A 20063-nucleotide genomic window follows, 5' to 3' on the forward strand; every position below is an offset into this window, starting at 1 on the left:
ATAGGAGAAGGGATCGAAGTGTTTATGACTCAACATAAAGATTTTTTAGACGAAACCGCTATACTTGGTTTGCTTTGTAAAGAAGATGGGGATCAGGAACGTTATGAAAAAGCAACAATGCTTGCACAGAAACTCGTGAAAGATGACTATACCATTGCATTTGCAGGTCACTTTTCAGCAGGGAAATCATCAATGATCAATGCGCTAACAGGAGAGGATCTGTTGCCTTCGAGTCCTATTCCGACAAGTGCAAATATCGTTAAAATACATAGAGATATCGAAGACTTTGCTATCGTTCATCGCCAAGATGGGACTTCCGTTAAAGTTATTGGAGAAGGGTTCGCACAAGCTGTTAAAAAGATGAGCAAAGAAGGAGCATCCATTGCTTCGCTGGAAATTGGACATACCGCATCAAAACTACCCAAAGGGATTTCCGTGATGGACACACCGGGTGTTGACTCAACTGATGATGCCCATCGGCTCTCTACAGAATCTGCACTTCATTTAGCAGATGTAGTGTTTTATACGATGGATTACAATCATGTACAGTCTGAATTGAATTTCCGGTTCACTAAAGAACTGATGCGTTATAACCCAAATGTCTATTTAATCGTCAACCAAATTGACAAACATCGTTCAAATGAGCTGTCTTTCGACGAATTCAAGGAATCTGTCAAGCACTCATTTTCTCTTTGGGGTGTAGAGCCGAAAGGGATCTTTTTCACGTCACTCAAACAGCGAGATTTAGAAGATAACGACTTTGACTCGGTGAAAGAAATTGTGAATGGCTCGATTAAGCACCGTGATGAGCACTTTGATCGCAATGCTCAAAATGCGCTCGCACAGTTAACTGCAGAGCATGTCAACTTTTTAAAAGAAGAGATTAAAGAGACAATAGATACTCATCCGGAAGTTTCTGAAGAAGAATGGTCTGAACCAAATGAACTTGAAAAAGAAACTGAAGAACTTCAAATGCGCCTATCACTCATACATGGAGATGCATTCCATCTGCACTTCGAGAAAGAGCGAAAAGAACTTTTACAGAGTGCTACCCTGACTCCTTATGAAACGAGAGAGTTGCTAAAAGAGTATTTAGAGTCGCAAACGAGTCATTTTAAAGTGGGTCTTTTCTTCAGTTCCAAAAAGACCCAGGAAGAACGGGATCGGAGATTTCAAACACTCAGTGAATCGTTGGAAAAGTTAGCCCATGCCCAAATTGAAATTCACCTTCGTTCACTTATGAAAAATGTATTGAAACAAGCAGGCTTGTTAACTGACGAACGTTCATTGGAAATTGATGAAATGGATTTGGCATTCCGTTTTAGCGAGATTGCATCTACTTTGACAACGCCAGATATTTTGACTGGCGAGCTGATTTTAAATGCAGCAAGTCAAATGCGTGAAGCAGTTTTGAATGTTTATAAACGAAAAACGGATGATTGGAAAGTCCGGGTTTCAGATGTGGCAAAACGTGAAGGCCAACATGCTTCAGAAAGACTTCAAAAGGAATTTAACGATTTAGAGCTGAAGTTAGCTGCAATCCGTTTAGTCCAATCACGTACTGCACATCTTCAATTATTTGAATCCGACCAACAACATGAATGGTCGAAAGAAGAACTCGCGCTATTGGATCAATTAAAAGAGGAATGGAAAGCCCAATCCGATCCTGAAATTCTTGATGTACAACAGCAGCAAGAATCTGAAGTGAGCCAGGAGCAAATTAAAAAGAATCTATCTGTCCAAGAACAACCCGAGGAAATGTTTAATGGGAATCATGAAGTCATCGTCGAGCGCGCGAAACAAGTGGCAGATGAAGTGATTCAAATTCCGGGATTCAAAGACCTTTCTGTCTACTTGCAATCAAAAGCAAAAAGACTGGAACAGCAAGAGTTTACGGTCGCATTGTTCGGAGCGTTCAGTGCAGGGAAATCATCTTTTTCAAATGCGTTGCTTGGTGAAGCGGTATTGCCTGTTTCTCCAAATCCGACCACCGCAGCCATTAACCGGATTCGACCGACCTCCGACGTACATGCTGACGGAACCGCGGATATTCACTTTAAAGCGCCTGAACAATTGACTCAAGATACGGTAGATGCGTATGCAATGCTGGGCCTATCGATTTCATCACTTGAAGAAGCATTTGAGCGTGCCGAAGAAGCATTGAAACTAGAACTAGTTGAAGAATCACTTCATATCCATAAATCGTTCATACGTGCATTTCAAGCAGGCTATCCCACTTATCGTAATATGCTTGGCACCGTATTGACCGCTGAGCGGGATGAATTCGTCCGATTTGTAGCGCAAGAGGAGCGGAGTTGTTTTGTCGAGTCGATCGACTTATATTATGACTGCGAACTGACACGCCAAGGAATTACTTTAGTAGATACCCCAGGCGCAGACTCGATAAATGCCCGACATACAGACGTAGCGTTTGAGTATATAAAAAATGCGGATGCGATTTTGTTTATCACCTATTATAATCATGCATTTTCACGTGCGGATCGTGAATTTTTAATTCAACTTGGTCGTGTGAAAGATGCGTTTGAAATGGACAAGATGTTCTTCGTCGTCAATGCCATTGACTTGGCTGCGAATGAGGAAGAAGCACACGAAGTGAAAGGTTTTGTAGCAGAAGAACTTGTGAAGTTCGGAATACGAAATCCCCGCGTTCACGGAATCTCCAGTTTACAAGCACTTGAAGCCAAGCAAATCGGCCAAACTGACTCTAAAATGGATGATTTTGAAACCCGTTTTTATTCGTTCTTAGAAAATGATTTAAATGCATTAGCCGTTCAAGCGTTGGATGAAGAAACTACGAAAACGATCGAACGTCTATCTGATCTCATTGAACGGACTGAGAAAAACCGTGAGCGGAAAGCAGAGAGAATGGCAGAACTTGCTAGTTTCGAACAACGCGTACGGGAACACTATAGTGCGAGTTTTGCACCAGTTCTTAAAAAGTCGGTTCAAGAAGAATTGAGAGAACTAATTTTCTACATTCATCAACGAGTATTTCTTAGATTTCCGGATTTCTTCAAGGAAGGCTATACACCGTCACTATTTGTTCGTCACCAAGCTTCAGAAGCACTTCGTCTAGCACTAGAAGAAACCATAGGAATGACAGGTTTCGATTTTGCTCAAGAACTGAAAGTGACAAATTTACGGATGCTGACCTTCATGAAGAAACAAGTAGAGGCACGTCAACGGACAGAACAGCGTTGGCTAGCTGAAATGGATAGCGCGCTGTCGCCCTCTCCATTCGATTCAAAGGATGCAGAAATGCTTAAATTTGGTGCCCCATTCCAGCAGATAGAACGCTACAGTGCAGTGAACCGCCACTTTAAAAATGCGAAATCGTTCTTTGAAAGAGGGGACCGGAACTCGCTTCAAGAACAGCTGACAGAGCTACTAAAGAAAGATGCTACAGCCTATTTAGAGCTAGAGCGCCAGCGTTTAGGAGAATGGACAAACCATTGGATTGACGATTCTGCAACTGCCATGACTGATCATTTATTAACAGAAACGTTGGCACAACTAGAAGCTGAACGAAGTCTATTGGAAAGTCATGAGCAACTGACAGAGTGGCGCATGATCTATAGACAACTACAACGGAAGGAGCTGGTTTAGGTGAACGTATTCAAATCTATGGTGGCACAAAATAGTAACCAATCACGTAAATGGATTGACGCACGATTCTCTCTGCAAGATCCTGAAGCAGGGGCAAAGCTCTATGGGCAAAGTCATATTCAACATGCAGTCCATTGGGATCTGGAAAAAGATTTGTCGGATATGGAGAAAGGTGGCGGACGTCATCCAATGCCTGATCACGACACAGTAACTGAGTTATACCGTAAAAGTGGTCTCCAATTGGATGATGAAATCATTATTTACGATAATGGAGGAGAACCATTTGCCGCCCGTGCCTGGTGGATGTTGCAATACGGTGGATTTAAAAATGTGTTCATTTCTCTGGAAGGGTATGAAGAGCTTGTAAAACATGGCTTTTCAACAGATGCAAAAGTTGTAGCTCCTGACCGTTCATCAGTAGAGCCAGAGTGGAATGAATCCATCCTTGCTACAAAAGACGATGTGAAGAAGTTGGTCGAAGCAAAAGGCGAGAACTTACTGCTAGATGCAAGAGCAGCCGCACGTTATCGTGGCGAGCATGAACCACTGGATGCGATAGCTGGCCACATTCCTTGCGCGCAAAACTTTGACTGGGCTCAGCTATCTAAGAATGGACGCTTTGAAACATCGGGTGAGTCGATCAGTCGTTTGGAAAGATTGGCTGATCTAGAACAACCAATCACCGTTTATTGTGGAAGTGGTGTGACTGCTGCACCTCTTTACGCCATGCTCACTGAAAAAGGGTATTCGAATGTCAGACTGTACGCAGGTAGCTATAGTGACTGGATTGCTGGCGGGGACCTACCGGTTGAAACCGGAGTTTGTAAACAGGATGATTCACTATGAAGGTAGCATTTATAAGTGATATCCATTCCTCATTAGATGAATTGAAAATGGTACTTGAACAAATTGAAAAGGTAGCGCCAGATGCAAAAATAGTTGGTGTCGGAGATTTGTTCGAATGTACAATCGGTAAGAAAAAACTGGATGGCACGACCTATCCGCTACTTAGCGAGGTCATGCTCAATCCAGTTGGGTTCGAACAACTTCTTGACTTTCCATCGATTAGAGGGAATCAGGAAGAGCGGATTCTCCTCATCTCCAGGTCATCTGACCCATTATTGCAAAGGATTTCTGAATTACAGGAACAGATGCGGGTCGGTGATGCTTTGCTAATTCACGGACACCAGTGGCCATACAATGAGTTGCCCCCAGAACAGGTGACACAAGGAGAACCTCTAGTGATACATGGTCATACGCACAAATCGTCTTGGGCTGTAGAGGGGGAGGAGGAACAGTTCCAATTCCATAAACCGTTCAAGCTTCCGAAGAACTCCGTGACGGTTAACGTAGGTTCGGTTGTCGATAACAAAGAATGGGTGTTATATGATTGCAGTGAGCGGATAGTGACATTTATGAAAGTAGATGAGGTTTAAATCTATTGCTGCTTATGGATCGCTTGGCGAGCGAGTGCATCTGCCGCCCGATTCGTATCATCTGCAATCCACTTGATGAAAAAGTACTCGAAGTTCTTTGTAAGCTCTAGAATTCTTTTTAAGTGTGGTTTGTACAGGTCACTTTTCACAAATTCTTTTTCAACCGCTTGCACCACGAGTTGTGAATCGCTTCTGACAGAAAGAATTTCAGATGTTAGTAGCGTAGCTTCCTCAAGGCCTCTTATGAGTGCTAGAAACTCTGCTGTATGGTTATCACATGGTTGAATCGGTTCTGAAATTTTAAGAGAGTGCCCTTCACCAGTAATATAAATTCCAATCCCGCTTTTTCCGGGGTTTCCTGCACTTGCGCCATCTGTATATAATTCAATCATATGCATGTGCCTCCTGTTTAGTTGCATCCTTCCGTAAGACAACTTACAATTACCTTAAAGGTCTGATGGGAGGGGCTTATGAAAAAACCTACTGTTATTTCTGAAATTGATGAACTCCTCGATATGTATTGTGAAGGATGTCTAGTGAAAAAGCATTTGACAGAAGAGCGCGGCAAGACAGAAGCACACAAGTTTTGCATACGTGAATGCACTGTGGGCGACCAACTTCGCTTTCTTGGGTCTGAAATGAATAAATTAATGAAATAAGATCCCACTGATTGAATCAGAGGGATCTTTACGTTTTATGACAAATTATCATTGATCGGCTGTAGAAACATTTGCCGCTTGAGGACCACGATTACCTTCTATAATTTCAAAAGACACATTTTGTCCCTCATCCAGCGTTTTAAAACCATCTGCTGTAATACCTGTGAAATGGACGAAAACATCTTGTCCGTCATCGGCTTCAATGAAACCGTACCCTTTTTCATTACTGAACCATTTGACTTTACCGTGGTACATAATTATTCCTCCTCGGCGTTAGATGTCTTCCCACTTGAACCATGGTTAAGTTTACTATACCCCAACCTTTTATGAAGGTCAAACGCACTAACAGGTTTTTGGGAAATATAGAAAAGGAGCGATATAGAAAATGACATACAGTGAACAGTGTGCGTCAATAACGAAAGAAATATACGAGAAATTTGATGCTAGTCATGATTTTGATCATATTTTACGGGTCTTGCAAAATGCCTATCAAATTATGGAAGGGATGGACGGGGTAGATCGAACTACGGTTGAGTTGGCTGTCTATCTTCATGATGTTGACGATCCAAAGTATGCAGAAGTCTCCGGAATCTCCGCTGCAGCAATTTTAAAGGAATTAGCTGTACCGCAAGATCTTGCGCATCACGTGTTGGCTACAATTGACTCCGTATCTTTTAGCGGGGGCAATTCCAAAGACATTGAATCTCCTGAAGGTGCTATCGTTCGGGATGCAGATCGATTGGATGCCATTGGTGCTATCGGGATTGCACGTACTTTTGCATATGGGGGTGCAAAAGGTCGGAAATTATACGACCCAAAAGAAAGTATACGCTCGGTCATGTCAGAACATGACTATCGATCGAAAAAAACGGCTTCCGTTACACACTTCCATGAAAAATTATTCTTGCTGAAAGAATTAATGATAACAGAACGAGGAAAACAACTTGCAGAAGATCGCCATCAATTCATGAAACAGTTTGTTCGACAATTGGAAATTGAAACAGGACAATCGTTATAAGACTGACTGCATGAAAAAGCAGGCATCACTCCACGAGGATGCCTGCTTTTCGTAATGCTTCTATCGCTTGGTCGATCTGTTTTACATGATCCGCCATCACAGTATGTAAATGCGTATGGTCTTCAGATAGTGCAGAAAGGTATACAGCATTGGCTGCAGCAATCTTTTTGAGGAATTCTTTTACCTCCATTCGATTCGCAACCATAATAGATGCAGTCAAATCTCCATAGACAGGATGTTCTACCCGCACGTCTTTAACCGTCACGCCGTGGTCCACAAAAATTGTCAGTTCCTCTTCAGTTTGGTTCGCAGAATGCTGACACACCACGATTCTTTCGATTTGACTAGAAACAATTTGTTCACTCATGTACAAGTACCCTCTACTTGTTGCAACAATTGGTTCATCCACCGCTTTCAACAAATTAATGTCACCAACTACAATTTGTCTACTTACTCCTGTCCGTTCGCCAATCTCTTTTCCTGTCAAAGGCGCATCTGCCTGTTTCAGTAGCTCAAGAATTTGTACTCTACGCGCTTCGCTTGCTGTAAGATTTGTTGCCATTAGTCCGTCATCTCCTTTTACCTGTCGTTCACTTCTTCGTTCTGAAATCTCTTAAACGTTCATAAATCGCAGCTGTTTTTTTCTCCTCACCCGCTAAAACTGGGGTATAAAATTGCAGGTTGGCTATTGAATCGGGTAAATAGGATTGGTTCACCCACCCACCAAAGGAACCGATGGGATGATCATGGGGATAGACGTACCCTTCATGTCCTAACCTTTCAGCACCAGCATAGTGTGTATCACGTAAATGCATGGGAATGTCACCAGTTTTTCCTTGGTGAATTGCTGCAATAGCAGCATCTAATGCTTTGTAAGCAGAGTTGGATTTGGAAGCAAGGCACATTTCGATAACAGCGTTCGCAAGTGGAATTCGCGCTTCAGGCATTCCTAACCGGATGGCAGCATCCGTTGCGGCAGCTACATGTGAACCGACTTCTGGTGCTGCAAGCCCGACATCTTCATAGGCCATGACGAGCAGCCTACGATTGACAGCGACCAAATCTCCAACTTCGAGTAAATGTGCTAGATAATAGAGAGCCGCATCCGTATCACTGCCTCTGACCGATTTTTGTAAAGCAGATAATAGATTATAATGATGAGAACCGTTTTTATCACCAAATACCCCTATTCGTCCAATCAAGTTCTCGATCAGCCAATCTTCGATAATGACTTTACCATCCTCTTCGTCCGAAGCAGAAATAAGTGATTCGAGTAAAGTTAATGCTTTACGAGCATCTCCATTGACTCCTTCAGCAATTTTCCCGATTTGGTCATCTGAGATTACAATTTGCTGTTTCCCTAGACCGCGAGTCTCATCGTTAAGCGCTCTATTCAGCAATACGAGTAAATCTGCTTTTTCAAGCCTTTCTAGCTGTAGAATTTCACCACATCTGGAACGGATGGCTGGGTTTACATCATGAAATGGATTTTCCGTTGTAGCGCCAATCAATACAACAGATCCGTTTTCTACATGTGGCAAGAGAGTATCTTGCTGAAGTTTGTTGAAACGATGGATTTCATCTAAAAACAGAATGACTTTCCCTGAAATGCGTGCTTCGTCTACGACGCGTTCAATATCTTTTTTTCCTGAAGTCGTTGCATTTAAAGGAATAAATGTTAAATTCGTAGAACCGGCAATTGCATAGGCGAGAGAAGTTTTTCCAATACCGGGTTCCCCGTAAAGTAACATGGACGGCACGTGGCCATTTTTGATCATCCGATAGAGCGCCGTATCTTGACCGATAACGTGCTTTTGACCAGCAATTTCGTCAATCGTATGCGGTCGCATTCTAAATGCTAGAGGTTCGTTGTGCATGGTATCCCTGCTTCCATTCAAAATGTTCTGTAGGGATAAGTATACATGTGCAGTCGCTTGAAGTCATTTCAAGGAAGCCGAGTGTTCGAATATGATATACTATCGGAAGCAATTTCAAAAAAGGGACGATGGCTTATGAGAATATCAACAAAAGGAAGATACGGATTAACCATTATTGTAGAACTTGGCAAAAGGTACGGAGAAGGTCCAGTTCCGTTACGGAAAATCGCGGAAGAACAGACGCTGTCAGAGGCGTATTTGGAACAACTGATCCCATTGCTTCGAAATGGTGGTCTGGTGAAGAGTATTAGAGGTGCGTATGGCGGGTACAAACTGTCAAAAGAACCTTGTGAAATGACTGCAGGGGACGTCATCCGTCTTCTGGAGGGACCTATCCAGCTCGTAGAAGGACTTGAAGAAACTGATATTCCTCAACAGTCACTGTGGCTGAAAATAAGCGAAGCTGTTCGGGTAGTGCTGGATACAACAACCATTGAAGACTTGATCCAATCAGAGCGGAACCAACCTCAATCAGACGGCTATATGTTTTATATTTAAAGGAGTTAAAAGCATGAAGACACCTATCTATTTAGATCACGCAGCGACAACGCCTATTCGACCTGAAGTCGCAGAGGTATATATGGAAACGATGAAAACCGTCCCTGGAAACCCTTCCAGCGTTCACAGTCATGGGAGAGCTGCAAGAAAAAGTGTGGACGATGCGCGGCAACAACTTGCACGCTCCATTCATGCTGAACCGAGTGAAATCATTTTAACATCAGGTGGGACAGAAGCAGATAACTTGGCGGTCACTGGAACCGTGATGAGCAGAAGTCATCTCGGAAAACATATCATCACGACAACGATTGAACACCATGCGGTTTTAACGACGTGTGAAGCGCTTGAAAAAAATGGGTTTGACGTGACGTATTTGCCAGTGGACCGAAATGGACGAGTGACTGTTCAACAAGTAGTTGAAGCACTTCGAGAGGATACGATCCTCGTTACAATTATGTATGGCAATAACGAAGTGGGAACGGTCCAACCAATCGAAGAAATTGGGCAACTGTTAAAAGGCCATCAGACACTTTTCCACACAGATGCTGTCCAAGCTTACGGTGTACTTCCTCTCAACGTGAACGAGTTACATGTTGACTTACTTTCTGTTTCATCTCACAAAGTGAACGGTCCGAAAGGGGTGGGCTTCCTTTATCAGCGTAAAGGGATCGACCTTTTTCCGATTATGCATGGTGGTTCGCAGGAACGAAAACGTAGAGCGGGAACTGAAAACGTTCCTGCAATCGTTGCGTTTGCAAAGGCTGTCCAAATCTCTGCTAACGAACAACTTGAAAAGGCCGTACGCTATTCATTGTTTCAAACGATTATGAAAGATGAGTTCCAGCAAGAAAAGGTTGAATATGAACAGACTGTTGAAGAGGGGGTCCCTGTACTCCCACACATCTTTAATGTGTACTTTCCGGGAACAGATATTGAGTCTTTGCTTGTCAATTTAGATCTAGACGGCGTATCCGTCTCTAGTGGATCTGCTTGTACAGCGGGTTCATTAGATCCATCTCACGTATTGCTAGCAATGTTCGGTGAAAAATCAGCACGGCTTAGAAGCTCTGTCCGGTTCAGTTTCGGATATGGCTTAACAGAAGATGACGTACAACAAGCGGCAAAACGAATTGCACATATCGTCAAACGCACCGTGAAATAACACCACAAAGGAATGAATCATAAATGAGAATCGATAAAGCAAAAAAAGATACCAGAGTCGTCGTTGGGATGTCGGGTGGCGTTGACTCCTCTGTCGCAGCCTATTTGTTAAAGAAAGAAGGCTATGAAGTCATCGGGATTTTTATGAAAAACTGGGATGACACGGATGAGTTCGGTGTTTGCACAGCAACCGAGGATTACGAAGATGTCATTAGCGTATGCAACCAAATCGGAATCCCTTATTATGCTGTGAATTTTGAACAGCAATATTGGGATAAAGTATTTACGTACTTTTTGGATGAATACAAAGCAGGTAGAACGCCAAATCCAGATGTCATGTGTAACAAAGAAATCAAATTCAAAGCATTTTTAGAGCATGCGATGAATCTTGGAGCAGACTTCCTTGCAACAGGTCACTACGCAAGAATTGCTGAAACAGAAGATGGTGTTTCAATGCTTCGTGGAGTTGACACTAATAAGGATCAGACGTATTTCTTGAACCAACTGAACCAAGAACAACTGTCTAAAGTCATGTTTCCAATCGGGGATATGGAAAAAAGTCGTGTCCGTGAAATCGCAGAAGAGGCAGGTCTTGCTACGGCTAAGAAAAAAGACTCTACTGGTATTTGTTTCATCGGGGAACGAAACTTCAAAGATTTCCTCTCTAATTATTTACCAGCCCAACAAGGTGATATGAAAACGATGACAGGTGAAAAACAAGGTCGTCATGACGGATTGATGTATTATACAATAGGACAGCGTCATGGATTAGGAATCGGTGGTTCAGGCGAGCCTTGGTTTGTGATTGGGAAAGATCTCAAAACTAATACGTTATTGGTTGGACAAGGCTTCCATCACGATGCGCTCTATTCAAATAGCTTAACAGCGACTGAAGTGAGTTTCACAACTGCACGGACGTTGCCTGAAGCGTTCAAATGCACAGCTAAATTCAGATACCGTCAACCAGATACGGGTGTCTCTGTTAAAATGACAGGCCCGACTACTGCTGAAGTTGTATTTGACACTCCAGTACGAGCAATTACACCAGGACAAGCTGTCGTCTTTTACGATGGCGATGAATGTCTAGGTGGGGGAACCATCGATACAGTCATCAAAAATGGAAAAACACTCGACTATGTCGGATAAGGGAGAACTAAAAATGGGACACAATGAACAAGCGATAGAAGCCTTACAAGCAGGTAACTTTGAAAAAGCGGTTGCAGAATTCATTAAAGCAGCAGAAGAAGCTCCTGATGATCCGGTCGGTTATGTAAATGTCGGAAATGTATTCGCATCCATTGGCGACACTGAAAAAGCAGAACCGTTTTTCCAAAAAGCCCTCACATTAGATGGCGAAATGGGAACAGCCTATTACGGGCTTGCGAACTTGTACTTTAACCAAGAGCGGTATGACGAAGCGACAACGCTCTATGAAAAAGCGATTTCCTGTGGTGTTCAAGAAGCGGATGCCTATTTCATGCTAGGGAAAAGCTTGGAGCGTGCTGAAAAAGGACGCTTAGCGTTGCCTTATTTACAACGTGCACTTGAATTGTCACCAGACGATCTCGAAATCCGTTTGTCTTATGGGATTTTGCTAGCCAACGAGGGAGTTTATGATTTAGCGGAAGACCAATTCAAATCTATCTTAGAAGTGGAAACGGAGAACTCTGACGCTCACTTCAATTTAGGATTCTTATACGCAGTTTCTACAGAAGACAAAGAACAAGCGCTCCATCATCTAGAGCGTGCATACACGATTGATCCAGAACATGTCCAGGCGAGATATATCTATGACATGATTCAAATGGGGGAAGAAAACGAATCCGCTGACGAATGAGGTGACACTAGACGTATGGAAAAAACCGATTCAGCAGTTCAAGAAGAACCTTTTTTAATTGGCCGAGCGGTCGTGACAATTTTCCATAACACGGATAGCTTGTTTACGATTGCTAAGTTGAAAGTGCGAAAAACAAATTGTTCATTTGAGGGAAAAGAAATTGTCGTCAAAGGGAACTTTCCAAAACTATCTGAAGATGAAGAATACCGGTTTTCAGGAAGGCTTATAAATCACGCAACGTATGGTCAGCAATTTGATGTGATAACGTTTCAAAAAGAATTGCCTGCGACTGAAACAGGATTAATCCATTACCTATCAGGAGATTTGTTTCCGGGGATTGGGCGGAAAACAGCTGAAACAATTATCAATCATCTTGGTCCAGAAGCAATTCGTAAGATTATGGAAAACAAAGATGTCCTGGATGAAATCCCTCGTCTTAACGCTGAAAAGAAAGAAACACTCGTTTCCGTCCTTCGCGATAATCTTGGTTTGGAACGAACTATTGTCAAATTGAACGAATGGGGGTTCGGACCGCAGGTTGCCATGCGGATTTATCAAACTTACAGGGAAGAGACGATTGAAAAGCTGACTGAGAACCCTTACCGTCTCATTGAAGATGTGGAAGGGGTCGGATTTCAACGGGCAGATGAACTTGGTAGGCAACTAGGGATCACTGGTACTCATACATCTCGAATACAGGCTGCAATCCTGCATACGATCAATACTGGCATTCTTTCGAGTGGTCATGTGTACTTGGAAGCCGTTCAAGTGTTACCTGAAGTCAAACGGCTGTTGGAATCCAGTCAACCTGAGGAAATCCCATTCAAACTAATATCCACCGCTATTATTGAACTAGTTGAGGAAAGCCGATTGAGTGCAGAACAGCGCAAGCTCTACTTGCCCTCTTTGTACTTTTCAGAACTAGGAATTGCTTCTAAAATGGAGCGGATTTTGGATCAAGACCGTAAAAATACGTTCCCTTCCTCAGAAATGAGAAAAGCGATTGGCGAAACGGAAGACCGTCTTGAAGTCAACTATGCGGAAACGCAAATTGCTGCGATTGAACAAGCGCTCAATTCTCCTGCTATGATTTTAACAGGTGGACCCGGGACCGGTAAAACTACTGTAGTAAGAGGTCTTGTTGAAGTATACGCGGAGTTGCATGGCCTGACACTTGATCCCAAGGAGTACGCAAAAAAAGAAGAGCCATTTCCGATCATTTTGGCGGCTCCTACAGGGCGAGCGGCAAAAAGGCTGTCGGAATCCACTGGACTGCCCGCGATGACGATACATCGTCTTCTCGGCTTTACGGGGCAAGAAAAAGAAGAAGAAACCGAACGTGAAATCAAGGCTAGACTTGTCATCATTGATGAGACGTCCATGCTCGATACGTGGCTTGCCCATCAGCTGTTGAAGGCGATCGACGATGACGCTCAGATCCTGTTTGTCGGAGACCAAGATCAGCTACCTTCTGTTGGTCCAGGTCAAGTGTTACGTGACTTTTTAGAGTCGGGAACAATACCAGTCGTTGAGCTTACCGAAATCTATCGTCAGAGTGCGGGGTCGACAATTATTGAATTGGCTCACGCTATCAAAAAATCCGAACCACTTGGGAATTTGGCGTTAAAAACATCGGACCGTTCATTCATTCGTACGGATGCGGACCAAGTAACGACCGCTGTAAGCCAGATTGTTAAAAATGCGTTAGCGAAAGGCCAAGCCATTAAAGATATTCAAGTGCTTGCCCCGATGTACAAAGGTCCTGCGGGCATTGATGCATTAAATACGATGATTCAGGAAATGGTGAACCCAGCTTCACCAGGTCGTAAGGAAGTGGCTTTCGGAGACGTTGTCTACCGAATTGGTGATCGCGTACTTCAACTAATCAATCAGCCGGAAAGTAATGTGTTCAATGGGGATATGGGTGAAGTGATTGCGATCTTGAAGGCTAAGGAAACAATCGAGAAAAAAGACCTGATGGTTGTATCGTTTGACGGGATTGAAGTGACGTATGAACGGATAGATTTGAATCAGCTAACGCTTGCGTACTGTTGTTCCATCCATAAGTCGCAGGGAAGCGAATTCCCTACAGTCATCATGCCGGTCGTTCGTAGCCATCGGAAAATGTTGCGTCGCAATTTACTCTACACAGGGATCACCAGAGCCAAAAACTTTCTCATTCTGTGTGGCAGTCCTAGCGAATTTGAAGAAGGCATTGCACGGATGGATGAACGTGAACGTCAAACTACTTTAAAAGAACGTCTTCGCGGAGAAAGTCCGGAGCCTGTTACGAATGAGACGACTAAAGCGGAGGCACCTGCTTCTTTCACAGTAGAAACGACTGATACAAAAAATGCTAAGCCGGAAACATCCCTTCAAACTGAACCAGCTATTGAAAACGGTGCCCTGGTCCCAGCGCACAAGGAATTGCCACAAGTCCTATCCATCGAAACTGTATTGGACGTTGCCCCGATGGTAGGGATGAATGGAGAGAGTCCATATGACTTTATGCAAAGTGTGGATTGACAACACTTTCTGACTTCCTTATAATCCAAGTATAGCTTGAATACAAAACACATTGATGGAGAAAGTATGCATGATGAAGTGTGGAAAGAGAGGCTTCCCCAGGCTGAAAGGGAGCTCACACAGAGAATGCTGAAAGCTGCTCCGGAGTGCGGGTGAACCTCGCCGTCTGCCGCGTTACGGCAACTCAAGATGCCGGAGTCTACGTTTTCGGCAATGAGGGTGGTACCGCGAAAAAACTTCGTCCCTTTCCAGGGGCGGAGTTTTTTTATTTTCAGTTAGGTCCTTCTATAGTAATGAAGTCCTCTGAAGGCAGCGGTTTTTAGCTTTAATCAATCGAACTGCCTGTACCTAAAAATGTTTTTCAGAAAGCCTATTTCCGAGGAGGAATTGATGATGAAATCACTAACAGCATCCGAAATACGTAGTTTATTTTTAGAGTACTTTAAAGCGAAAGGGCATAGTATCGAGCCTTCTGCACCACTAGTCCCAATCGACGATGCTTCCCTACTATGGATCAACAGCGGGGTCGCAACTCTTAAAAAGTACTTTGACGGACGAGTTGTTCCCGAAAATCCACGGATCGTCAATGCTCAAAAATCAATCCGTACGAATGATATCGAAAACGTTGGGAAAACTGCACGCCATCACACATTCTTTGAAATGCTTGGCAATTTTTCAATCGGGGACTACTTCAAAGAAGAAGCGATCCTTTATGCTTGGGAGTTTCTAACACATCCAGATTGGATCGGGTTCAATCCTGATTTGTTATCGATCACGATCCATCCTGAAGATGAAGAAGCCTATATGATTTGGAAGGACAAAGTGGGCTTACCGGAAGAACGTATTATTCGTCTGGAAGGAAACTTCTGGGACATTGGTGAAGGACCAAGCGGACCGAACTCTGAAATCTTCTATGATCGTGGGCCTACTTACGGAGACGACTTCTCTGATCCAGAACTCTACCCTGGTGGAGAAAACGACCGCTATTTGGAGATCTGGAACTTGGTATTCTCGGAATTTAACCATAATCCAGACAATACGTATACACCACTACCTAAGAAAAATATTGATACAGGTATGGGGCTTGAACGGATGGCGTCTGTCATTCAAGAAGTTCCAACTAACTTTGACACAGATCTTTTCTTGCCGATCATTCGTGCTGTTGAAAACTTTTCGGGGGACACGTACGGTAAAGACGAAGTGAAAGATACAGCATTCAAAGTCATTGCGGATCATATCCGTACCGTTGCATTCGCAATCGGTGACGGTGCACTTCCTTCCAACGAGGGTAGAGGGTATGTGCTCAGAAGACTTCTACGTCGTGCTGTACGTTTTGCAAAACAGCTTGGCATCGATCGTCCATTCATGTATGATCTCGTTCCAGTTGTTGCTGACAAAATGGAAGATTTCTATCCACAAGTAAAAGAAAAACAGGAATTCATCATGAAAGTCGTTAAAAATGAAGAAGATCGATTCCACGAGACATTATCGGAAGGCATGAGCATGTTAACTGGTATTTTGGAGAAAGCGAAATCTACCGAACAGCCGACAGTTTCTGGTGCGGACGCATTCCGACTTTATGATACTTACGGATTCCCGTTCGAATTGACTGAAGAATTTGCTGAAGAAGCAGGTGTAGCGGTTGATGAAGTTGGTTTCCGTAGCGAAATGGAAGCACAGCGTAAGCGTGCAAGAAGCGCTCGTCAAGATGTTGACTCAATGCATGTACAGTCAGGGGTGCTTGGTGATATCCATGAATCGAGTGAATTCATCGGATATGAGCAACTGGAAAGTGAATCTAAAATTGTTGTCCTCTTAAAAGATGGTGAACTTGTTGAGACTGCAACAATAGAAGATGAAATTCAATTTATTCTTGACCGGACTCCGTTTTATGCGGAAAGTGGGGGTCAAATAGCAGATAAAGGGTTGATTGCGAATGATTCATTTTCTGCAGAAGTGTTGTCTGTCAAGAAAGCACCGAATGGTCAGCATTTGCATACAGCCATTGTACGCTCAGGTGAAGTGACACCTGCAACATTTGTGCGTGCACAAGTGAATAAGGCTGATCGTGCTCTGACTGTGAAAAACCATACGGCAACACACTTATTGCATAAGGCTTTGAAAACAGTCCTTGGAGAGCATGTTAACCAGGCAGGCTCTTATGTAGGGCCAGATCGCCTTCGCTTTGACTTTTCACACTTCGGACAAGTTACAAAAGAAGAGATAGAGCAAATCGAACAGATTGTGAACGAGAAGATTTGGGAAGACATCGCGGTTTCAATTGAACAAAAAGGCATTGGAGAAGCGAAAGACATGGGCGCAATGGCATTGTTCGGAGAAAAATATGGAAACGTCGTACGTGTGGTATCGGTCGGGGACTACTCACTAGAGTTATGTGGTGGCTGTCACGTTCATTCAAGTGGTGAAATCGGAGTCTTCAAGATTGAATCCGAAGGCGGTATTGGAGCAGGAACTCGACGCATCGAAGCTGTGACTGCGAAACAAGCCTATCGTTCATTTAAAGAAGAGGAAGCAATTTTAATTGAAGTTTCGTCACTACTAAAGTCCAATCCAAAAGAGCTTGCGACAAAAACGGCATCGTTCCTAGCTGATTTTAAGGATTTGCAGCGTGAAAATGATTCGTTATCTGCTAAACTTGGGAATAGCCAATTGACGGATGTCTTAGCCAATGCAAAACAAATTGACGATATGACAATCATCGCTGCTCGTGTCGATACGAAAGATAATAATGCATTACGCCAGATGATTGACGAATTGAAGCAAAAGGTGGAAAAAGGGGTTATTGTCCTTGGGGCGGCATCTGGAGGCAAAGTTATGCTTGCAGCAGGCGTAACTTCTGATTTAAAAGGTAGACAGCATGCTGGTAAAATCGTCAGCCATGCGGCGTCATTATGCGGAGGTAAGGGCGGAGGTCGTCCCGATATGGCAATGGCTGGAGCAAAAGACGTCTCAAAACTTGATGAAGCGCTACTTTCCGTGTATGATTATGTCAAATCTGTTTAACTGAATCCGGCTTCCGAATTTGTGTCTCGTGAGGGTCATAGAAATGGTTAGCCGATCGGACGAATTGAAAGCGGGGTGTCGATTGTGAATTCATATGACAAAACGATGAAGTTCAATTTTCCTGAGGAATCGATGGAGCAAGAGGTCAAACAGGTGATGCTCCATGTGTACAAAGCTTTAGAGGAAAAAGGATACAATCCCATTAATCAGCTTGTGGGCTACTTGCTCTCGGGCGATCCTGCTTATATCCCACGCCATGAGGATGCACGTAATATGGTCCGTAAATTGGAGCGGGATGAAATTTTGGAGGAACTAGTGAAGTTCTATATCCGTGAAAACGGAGGCAGTAAGAATTGAGAGCGATGGGCCTAGATGTAGGATCTAAAACAGTTGGCGTAGCAATCAGCGATGCCCTGGGTTGGACTGCTCAAGGAATTGAAACAATTCAGATCGATGAAGAATCAGGTAACTTAGGGATGAAACGTATTAAGGAACTTGTCAAAGAATACAACGTCAGTTCTTTTGTAGTCGGTCATCCTAAAAACATGAATAATTCGATTGGTCCTCGTGCCGAGGCCTCTGAAAGGTATGCCGCGTTGTTGACACAAAAGTTTGAGTTGCCCGCACTACTATGGGATGAACGGATGACGACGATGGCTGCTGAACGGATGTTGATCGAAGCGGATGTAAGTCGTAAAAAACGAAAAACTGTCATCGATAAGATGGCAGCAGTCATGATTCTTCAAGGATATCTTGACTCAAAAACTTTATGAGGTGATTAAATGGAACACGGTATGGAAACAATGACAATTGTAGATGAAAAAGGGCAAGAACATGTATGTGAAGTGATTTTTACATTTGAGTCAGAAGACTATGGTAAATCGTACGTACTTTATCACGTACTTGGTGAAGAGTCTGAAAACGAAGATGAAGAGATTGAAATCTTTGCTTCAAGCTTTGTCCCTTCAGAAGAAGGCGAAGACGGAGATCTAATGCCTGTAGAGTCTGACGAAGAGTGGGAAATGATCGAAGAAGTTTTCGGCACTTTCTTGGACGAGCAAGACGAAGACGAAGACGAAGAATAAGCCATATGCGCACGTACGGAACGGTGCACACCGTTCCGTTTTTTTCATTGCAGACGATTGGGTGCTTTTAGTCCACTGGCCCGTGATACAACGAGAAAGAGGTGACCTTCCATATGGCGAAGGGTTCAAAAAAAGAAGTTATGTTTGAACGTATGCAAGAGCAGAAGAAAGAAGTTAAAGTTGTTCGCAAAATTGTCTTTTGGGTAGCGATTGCATTGATTTTAGTTGTTGCTGTTGGTGGATTCTTCACTTATCGATACATAAAAAGTGCCCTTGAGCCAATCGAACCAGAATCCGAAAAAGCAGTAGAAGTTGAAGTGCCAATTGGTTCAGGATTAGATACGATTTCTCAGATCCTTGAAGATAAAGGGCTTATTAAAAGCGCGAAAATTTTCAAGTATTATGCGAAAGTGAACAACGAATCAGACTTTCAAGCAGGATCTTATAAATTGTCAAAAGCTATGACGCCCAATGAACTTCTTGAAAGTTTAAAAACAGGCAAAGTCTATCGGACTCCTGTATTTACGATGACGATTCCGGAAGGGTTATCAGTTGAGCAAATTGCGGAACGTGTAGCATCGAAAACAACCATAACAAAAGAAGAATTTTTAACATACATTGACGCAGATGAGACAATCGCGAATTTGCAAGCTATCTATCCGGAAATAATTACCGACGAAGTGAAAAATGAAAACATTCGTCATCCCTTAGAAGGCTACCTATTCCCGGCTACCTATCCATTTTATGAAGAGGAACCTACTGTACAGACTGTAGTTGAGACTTTAATAGATGGGACAAAAGCGAATGTCACTCCATACCTAGCAGCGCTTGAAGAAGATAAGAAGTCCGTTCATTGGTTGCTTACTTTTGCATCATTACTTGAACGTGAAGCAACTGCACAAGCAGATCGCGAGACGATAGCTAGTGTCTTTAACAATCGTTTAGAAGAGGGCATGCCACTGCAAACGGATCCTACTGTTCTTTACTCGTTAGGAGAACATAAGGATAAAGTATCTCTGAAAGACTTGGAAGTAAAGAATGCGTACAATACGTATCAGAACAAAGGATTACCACCTGGTCCAATTGCAGCACCAGGAGCTGCATCTATCCAAGCTGTCATTGATCCTTCTGATACATCCTATTTCTATTTCCTAGCAGATAAAACTGGGAAAAACCACTTCGCCAAAACGTATGATGAGCATTTGAAGTTAAAAGCGGAGTATATCGATGGCAAGTAAAACAGCAGGATGGAGTT

19 protein-coding genes and 1 other annotated feature are annotated in these 20063 nt (G+C 43.2%); of the genes, 15 read left to right on the plus strand and 4 right to left on the minus strand.

From position 1 onward, the window contains the following. The first annotated feature begins 24 nt into the window (after positions 1-24). The 3 genes from DVB69_RS03770 to DVB69_RS03780 are packed head-to-tail and all read left to right on the plus strand — an operon-like array spanning position 25 to position 5063. On the plus strand, positions 25-3627 hold the full coding sequence (locus DVB69_RS03770; protein ID WP_116017183.1) for a dynamin family protein: 3603 nt from the start codon (positions 25-27) through the stop codon (positions 3625-3627). Beyond that, complete coding sequence (locus DVB69_RS03775) at positions 3628-4473, plus strand: sulfurtransferase (protein ID WP_233505310.1); 846 nt, start codon at positions 3628-3630, stop codon at positions 4471-4473. Next, the gene (locus DVB69_RS03780) at positions 4470-5063 is read left to right on the plus strand and encodes a metallophosphoesterase family protein (RefSeq protein ID WP_116016695.1); all 594 of its coding nucleotides are present in this window, start codon (positions 4470-4472) and stop codon (positions 5061-5063) included. The genes DVB69_RS03775 and DVB69_RS03780 overlap by 4 nt, the downstream gene beginning before the upstream one ends. 2 nt (positions 5064-5065) lie before the next feature. Here DVB69_RS03780 and DVB69_RS03785 read toward each other — a convergent pair whose 3' ends face one another. Next, entirely contained in the window at positions 5066-5455 is a 390-nt protein-coding gene (locus DVB69_RS03785; RefSeq protein WP_116016697.1) for a ribonuclease HI family protein, read from the minus strand. A gap of 78 nt (positions 5456-5533) precedes the next feature. On the opposite strand from DVB69_RS03785, the gene DVB69_RS03790 reads away from it, so the two are divergent. After that, positions 5534-5722 (plus strand): zinc-finger domain-containing protein, encoded by a 189-nt coding sequence (locus DVB69_RS03790; protein WP_116016699.1) that lies wholly within the window; start codon positions 5534-5536, stop codon positions 5720-5722. A gap of 48 nt (positions 5723-5770) precedes the next feature. Here the strand turns inward: DVB69_RS03790 and DVB69_RS03795 are convergent, their stop codons facing one another. Then, positions 5771-5977 carry a cold-shock protein gene (locus tag DVB69_RS03795; protein WP_116016701.1) on the minus strand — a complete coding sequence of 69 codons (207 nt, stop codon included), beginning with the start codon at positions 5975-5977 and terminating at the stop codon, positions 5771-5773. Between the two features lie 130 nt (positions 5978-6107). On the opposite strand from DVB69_RS03795, the gene DVB69_RS03800 reads away from it, so the two are divergent. Next, positions 6108-6740, plus strand: coding sequence for an HD domain-containing protein (locus DVB69_RS03800; protein WP_116016703.1), 633 nt, complete (start codon positions 6108-6110; stop codon positions 6738-6740). A 25-nt stretch (positions 6741-6765) separates the two neighbouring features. Here DVB69_RS03800 and DVB69_RS03805 read toward each other — a convergent pair whose 3' ends face one another. Continuing rightward, positions 6766-7302 carry a transcription repressor NadR gene (locus DVB69_RS03805; protein WP_116016705.1) on the minus strand — a complete coding sequence of 179 codons (537 nt, stop codon included), beginning with the start codon at positions 7300-7302 and terminating at the stop codon, positions 6766-6768. 28 nt (positions 7303-7330) lie between these two features. Beyond that, positions 7331-8617 carry a replication-associated recombination protein A gene (locus tag DVB69_RS03810; RefSeq protein ID WP_116016707.1) on the minus strand — a complete coding sequence of 429 codons (1287 nt, stop codon included), beginning with the start codon at positions 8615-8617 and terminating at the stop codon, positions 7331-7333. A 135-nt stretch (positions 8618-8752) separates the two neighbouring features. Between DVB69_RS03810 and cymR the strand changes: the two genes are divergently transcribed. The 10 genes from cymR to mltG all read left to right on the plus strand — a co-directional run bounded on the left by cymR (position 8753) and on the right by mltG (position 20046). Next, on the plus strand, positions 8753-9175 hold the full coding sequence (gene cymR, locus DVB69_RS03815) for a cysteine metabolism transcriptional regulator CymR (protein ID WP_116017188.1): 423 nt from the start codon (positions 8753-8755) through the stop codon (positions 9173-9175). 13 nt (positions 9176-9188) lie between these two features. Next, the gene (locus tag DVB69_RS03820; RefSeq protein WP_116016709.1) at positions 9189-10337 is read left to right on the plus strand and encodes a cysteine desulfurase family protein; all 1149 of its coding nucleotides are present in this window, start codon (positions 9189-9191) and stop codon (positions 10335-10337) included. Between the two features lie 29 nt (positions 10338-10366). Then, positions 10367-11482 carry a tRNA 2-thiouridine(34) synthase MnmA gene (gene mnmA / locus DVB69_RS03825; RefSeq protein WP_199562801.1) on the plus strand — a complete coding sequence of 372 codons (1116 nt, stop codon included), beginning with the start codon at positions 10367-10369 and terminating at the stop codon, positions 11480-11482. Positions 11483-11495: 13 nt separating this feature from the next. After that, positions 11496-12173 carry a tetratricopeptide repeat protein gene (locus DVB69_RS03830; RefSeq protein WP_116016713.1) on the plus strand — a complete coding sequence of 226 codons (678 nt, stop codon included), beginning with the start codon at positions 11496-11498 and terminating at the stop codon, positions 12171-12173. Positions 12174-12188: 15 nt separating this feature from the next. Next, the gene (gene recD2, locus DVB69_RS03835) at positions 12189-14699 is read left to right on the plus strand and encodes an SF1B family DNA helicase RecD2 (RefSeq protein WP_116016715.1); all 2511 of its coding nucleotides are present in this window, start codon (positions 12189-12191) and stop codon (positions 14697-14699) included. A gap of 43 nt (positions 14700-14742) precedes the next feature. Continuing rightward, positions 14743-14948 (plus strand) — a binding site (T-box leader). Positions 14949-15092: 144 nt separating this feature from the next. Continuing rightward, entirely contained in the window at positions 15093-17723 is a 2631-nt protein-coding gene (gene alaS / locus DVB69_RS03840; RefSeq protein WP_116016717.1) for an alanine--tRNA ligase, read from the plus strand. A gap of 84 nt (positions 17724-17807) precedes the next feature. Beyond that, on the plus strand, positions 17808-18080 hold the full coding sequence (locus tag DVB69_RS03845; RefSeq protein WP_116016719.1) for an IreB family regulatory phosphoprotein: 273 nt from the start codon (positions 17808-17810) through the stop codon (positions 18078-18080). Next, entirely contained in the window at positions 18077-18496 is a 420-nt protein-coding gene (gene ruvX, locus DVB69_RS03850) for a Holliday junction resolvase RuvX (RefSeq protein WP_116016721.1), read from the plus strand. Before DVB69_RS03845 ends, ruvX begins: the two co-directional genes overlap by 4 nt. A gap of 9 nt (positions 18497-18505) precedes the next feature. Further along, the gene (locus DVB69_RS03855) at positions 18506-18808 is read left to right on the plus strand and encodes a DUF1292 domain-containing protein (RefSeq protein WP_116016723.1); all 303 of its coding nucleotides are present in this window, start codon (positions 18506-18508) and stop codon (positions 18806-18808) included. 113 nt (positions 18809-18921) lie between these two features. Further along, positions 18922-20046 (plus strand): endolytic transglycosylase MltG, encoded by a 1125-nt coding sequence (gene mltG / locus DVB69_RS03860; RefSeq protein WP_116016725.1) that lies wholly within the window; start codon positions 18922-18924, stop codon positions 20044-20046. Positions 20047-20063: the final 17 nt, after the last annotated feature.

The sequence above is a fragment of the Sporosarcina sp. BI001-red genome, assembly GCF_003384035.1.
GTDB lineage: Bacteria > Bacillota > Bacilli > Bacillales_A > Planococcaceae > Sporosarcina.

Coding starts and splice junctions, on each gene's coding strand:
- DVB69_RS03770 (WP_116017183.1), top strand. CDS start 25: ATGACTCAACATAAAGATTTTTTAGACGAAACCGCTATACTTGGTTTG.
- DVB69_RS03780 (WP_116016695.1), top strand. CDS start 4,470: ATGAAGGTAGCATTTATAAGTGATATCCATTCCTCATTAGATGAATTG.
- DVB69_RS03785 (WP_116016697.1), bottom strand. CDS start 5,455: ATGATTGAATTATATACAGATGGCGCAAGTGCAGGAAACCCCGGAAAA.
- DVB69_RS03790 (WP_116016699.1), top strand. CDS start 5,534: ATGAAAAAACCTACTGTTATTTCTGAAATTGATGAACTCCTCGATATG.
- DVB69_RS03795 (WP_116016701.1), bottom strand. CDS start 5,977: ATGTACCACGGTAAAGTCAAATGGTTCAGTAATGAAAAAGGGTACGGT.
- DVB69_RS03800 (WP_116016703.1), top strand. CDS start 6,108: ATGACATACAGTGAACAGTGTGCGTCAATAACGAAAGAAATATACGAG.
- DVB69_RS03805 (WP_116016705.1), bottom strand. CDS start 7,302: ATGGCAACAAATCTTACAGCAAGCGAAGCGCGTAGAGTACAAATTCTT.
- DVB69_RS03810 (WP_116016707.1), bottom strand. CDS start 8,617: ATGCACAACGAACCTCTAGCATTTAGAATGCGACCGCATACGATTGAC.
- cymR (WP_116017188.1), top strand. CDS start 8,753: ATGAGAATATCAACAAAAGGAAGATACGGATTAACCATTATTGTAGAA.
- DVB69_RS03820 (WP_116016709.1), top strand. CDS start 9,189: ATGAAGACACCTATCTATTTAGATCACGCAGCGACAACGCCTATTCGA.
- DVB69_RS03830 (WP_116016713.1), top strand. CDS start 11,496: ATGGGACACAATGAACAAGCGATAGAAGCCTTACAAGCAGGTAACTTT.
- recD2 (WP_116016715.1), top strand. CDS start 12,189: ATGGAAAAAACCGATTCAGCAGTTCAAGAAGAACCTTTTTTAATTGGC.
- alaS (WP_116016717.1), top strand. CDS start 15,093: ATGAAATCACTAACAGCATCCGAAATACGTAGTTTATTTTTAGAGTAC.
- DVB69_RS03855 (WP_116016723.1), top strand. CDS start 18,506: ATGGAACACGGTATGGAAACAATGACAATTGTAGATGAAAAAGGGCAA.
- mltG (WP_116016725.1), top strand. CDS start 18,922: ATGGCGAAGGGTTCAAAAAAAGAAGTTATGTTTGAACGTATGCAAGAG.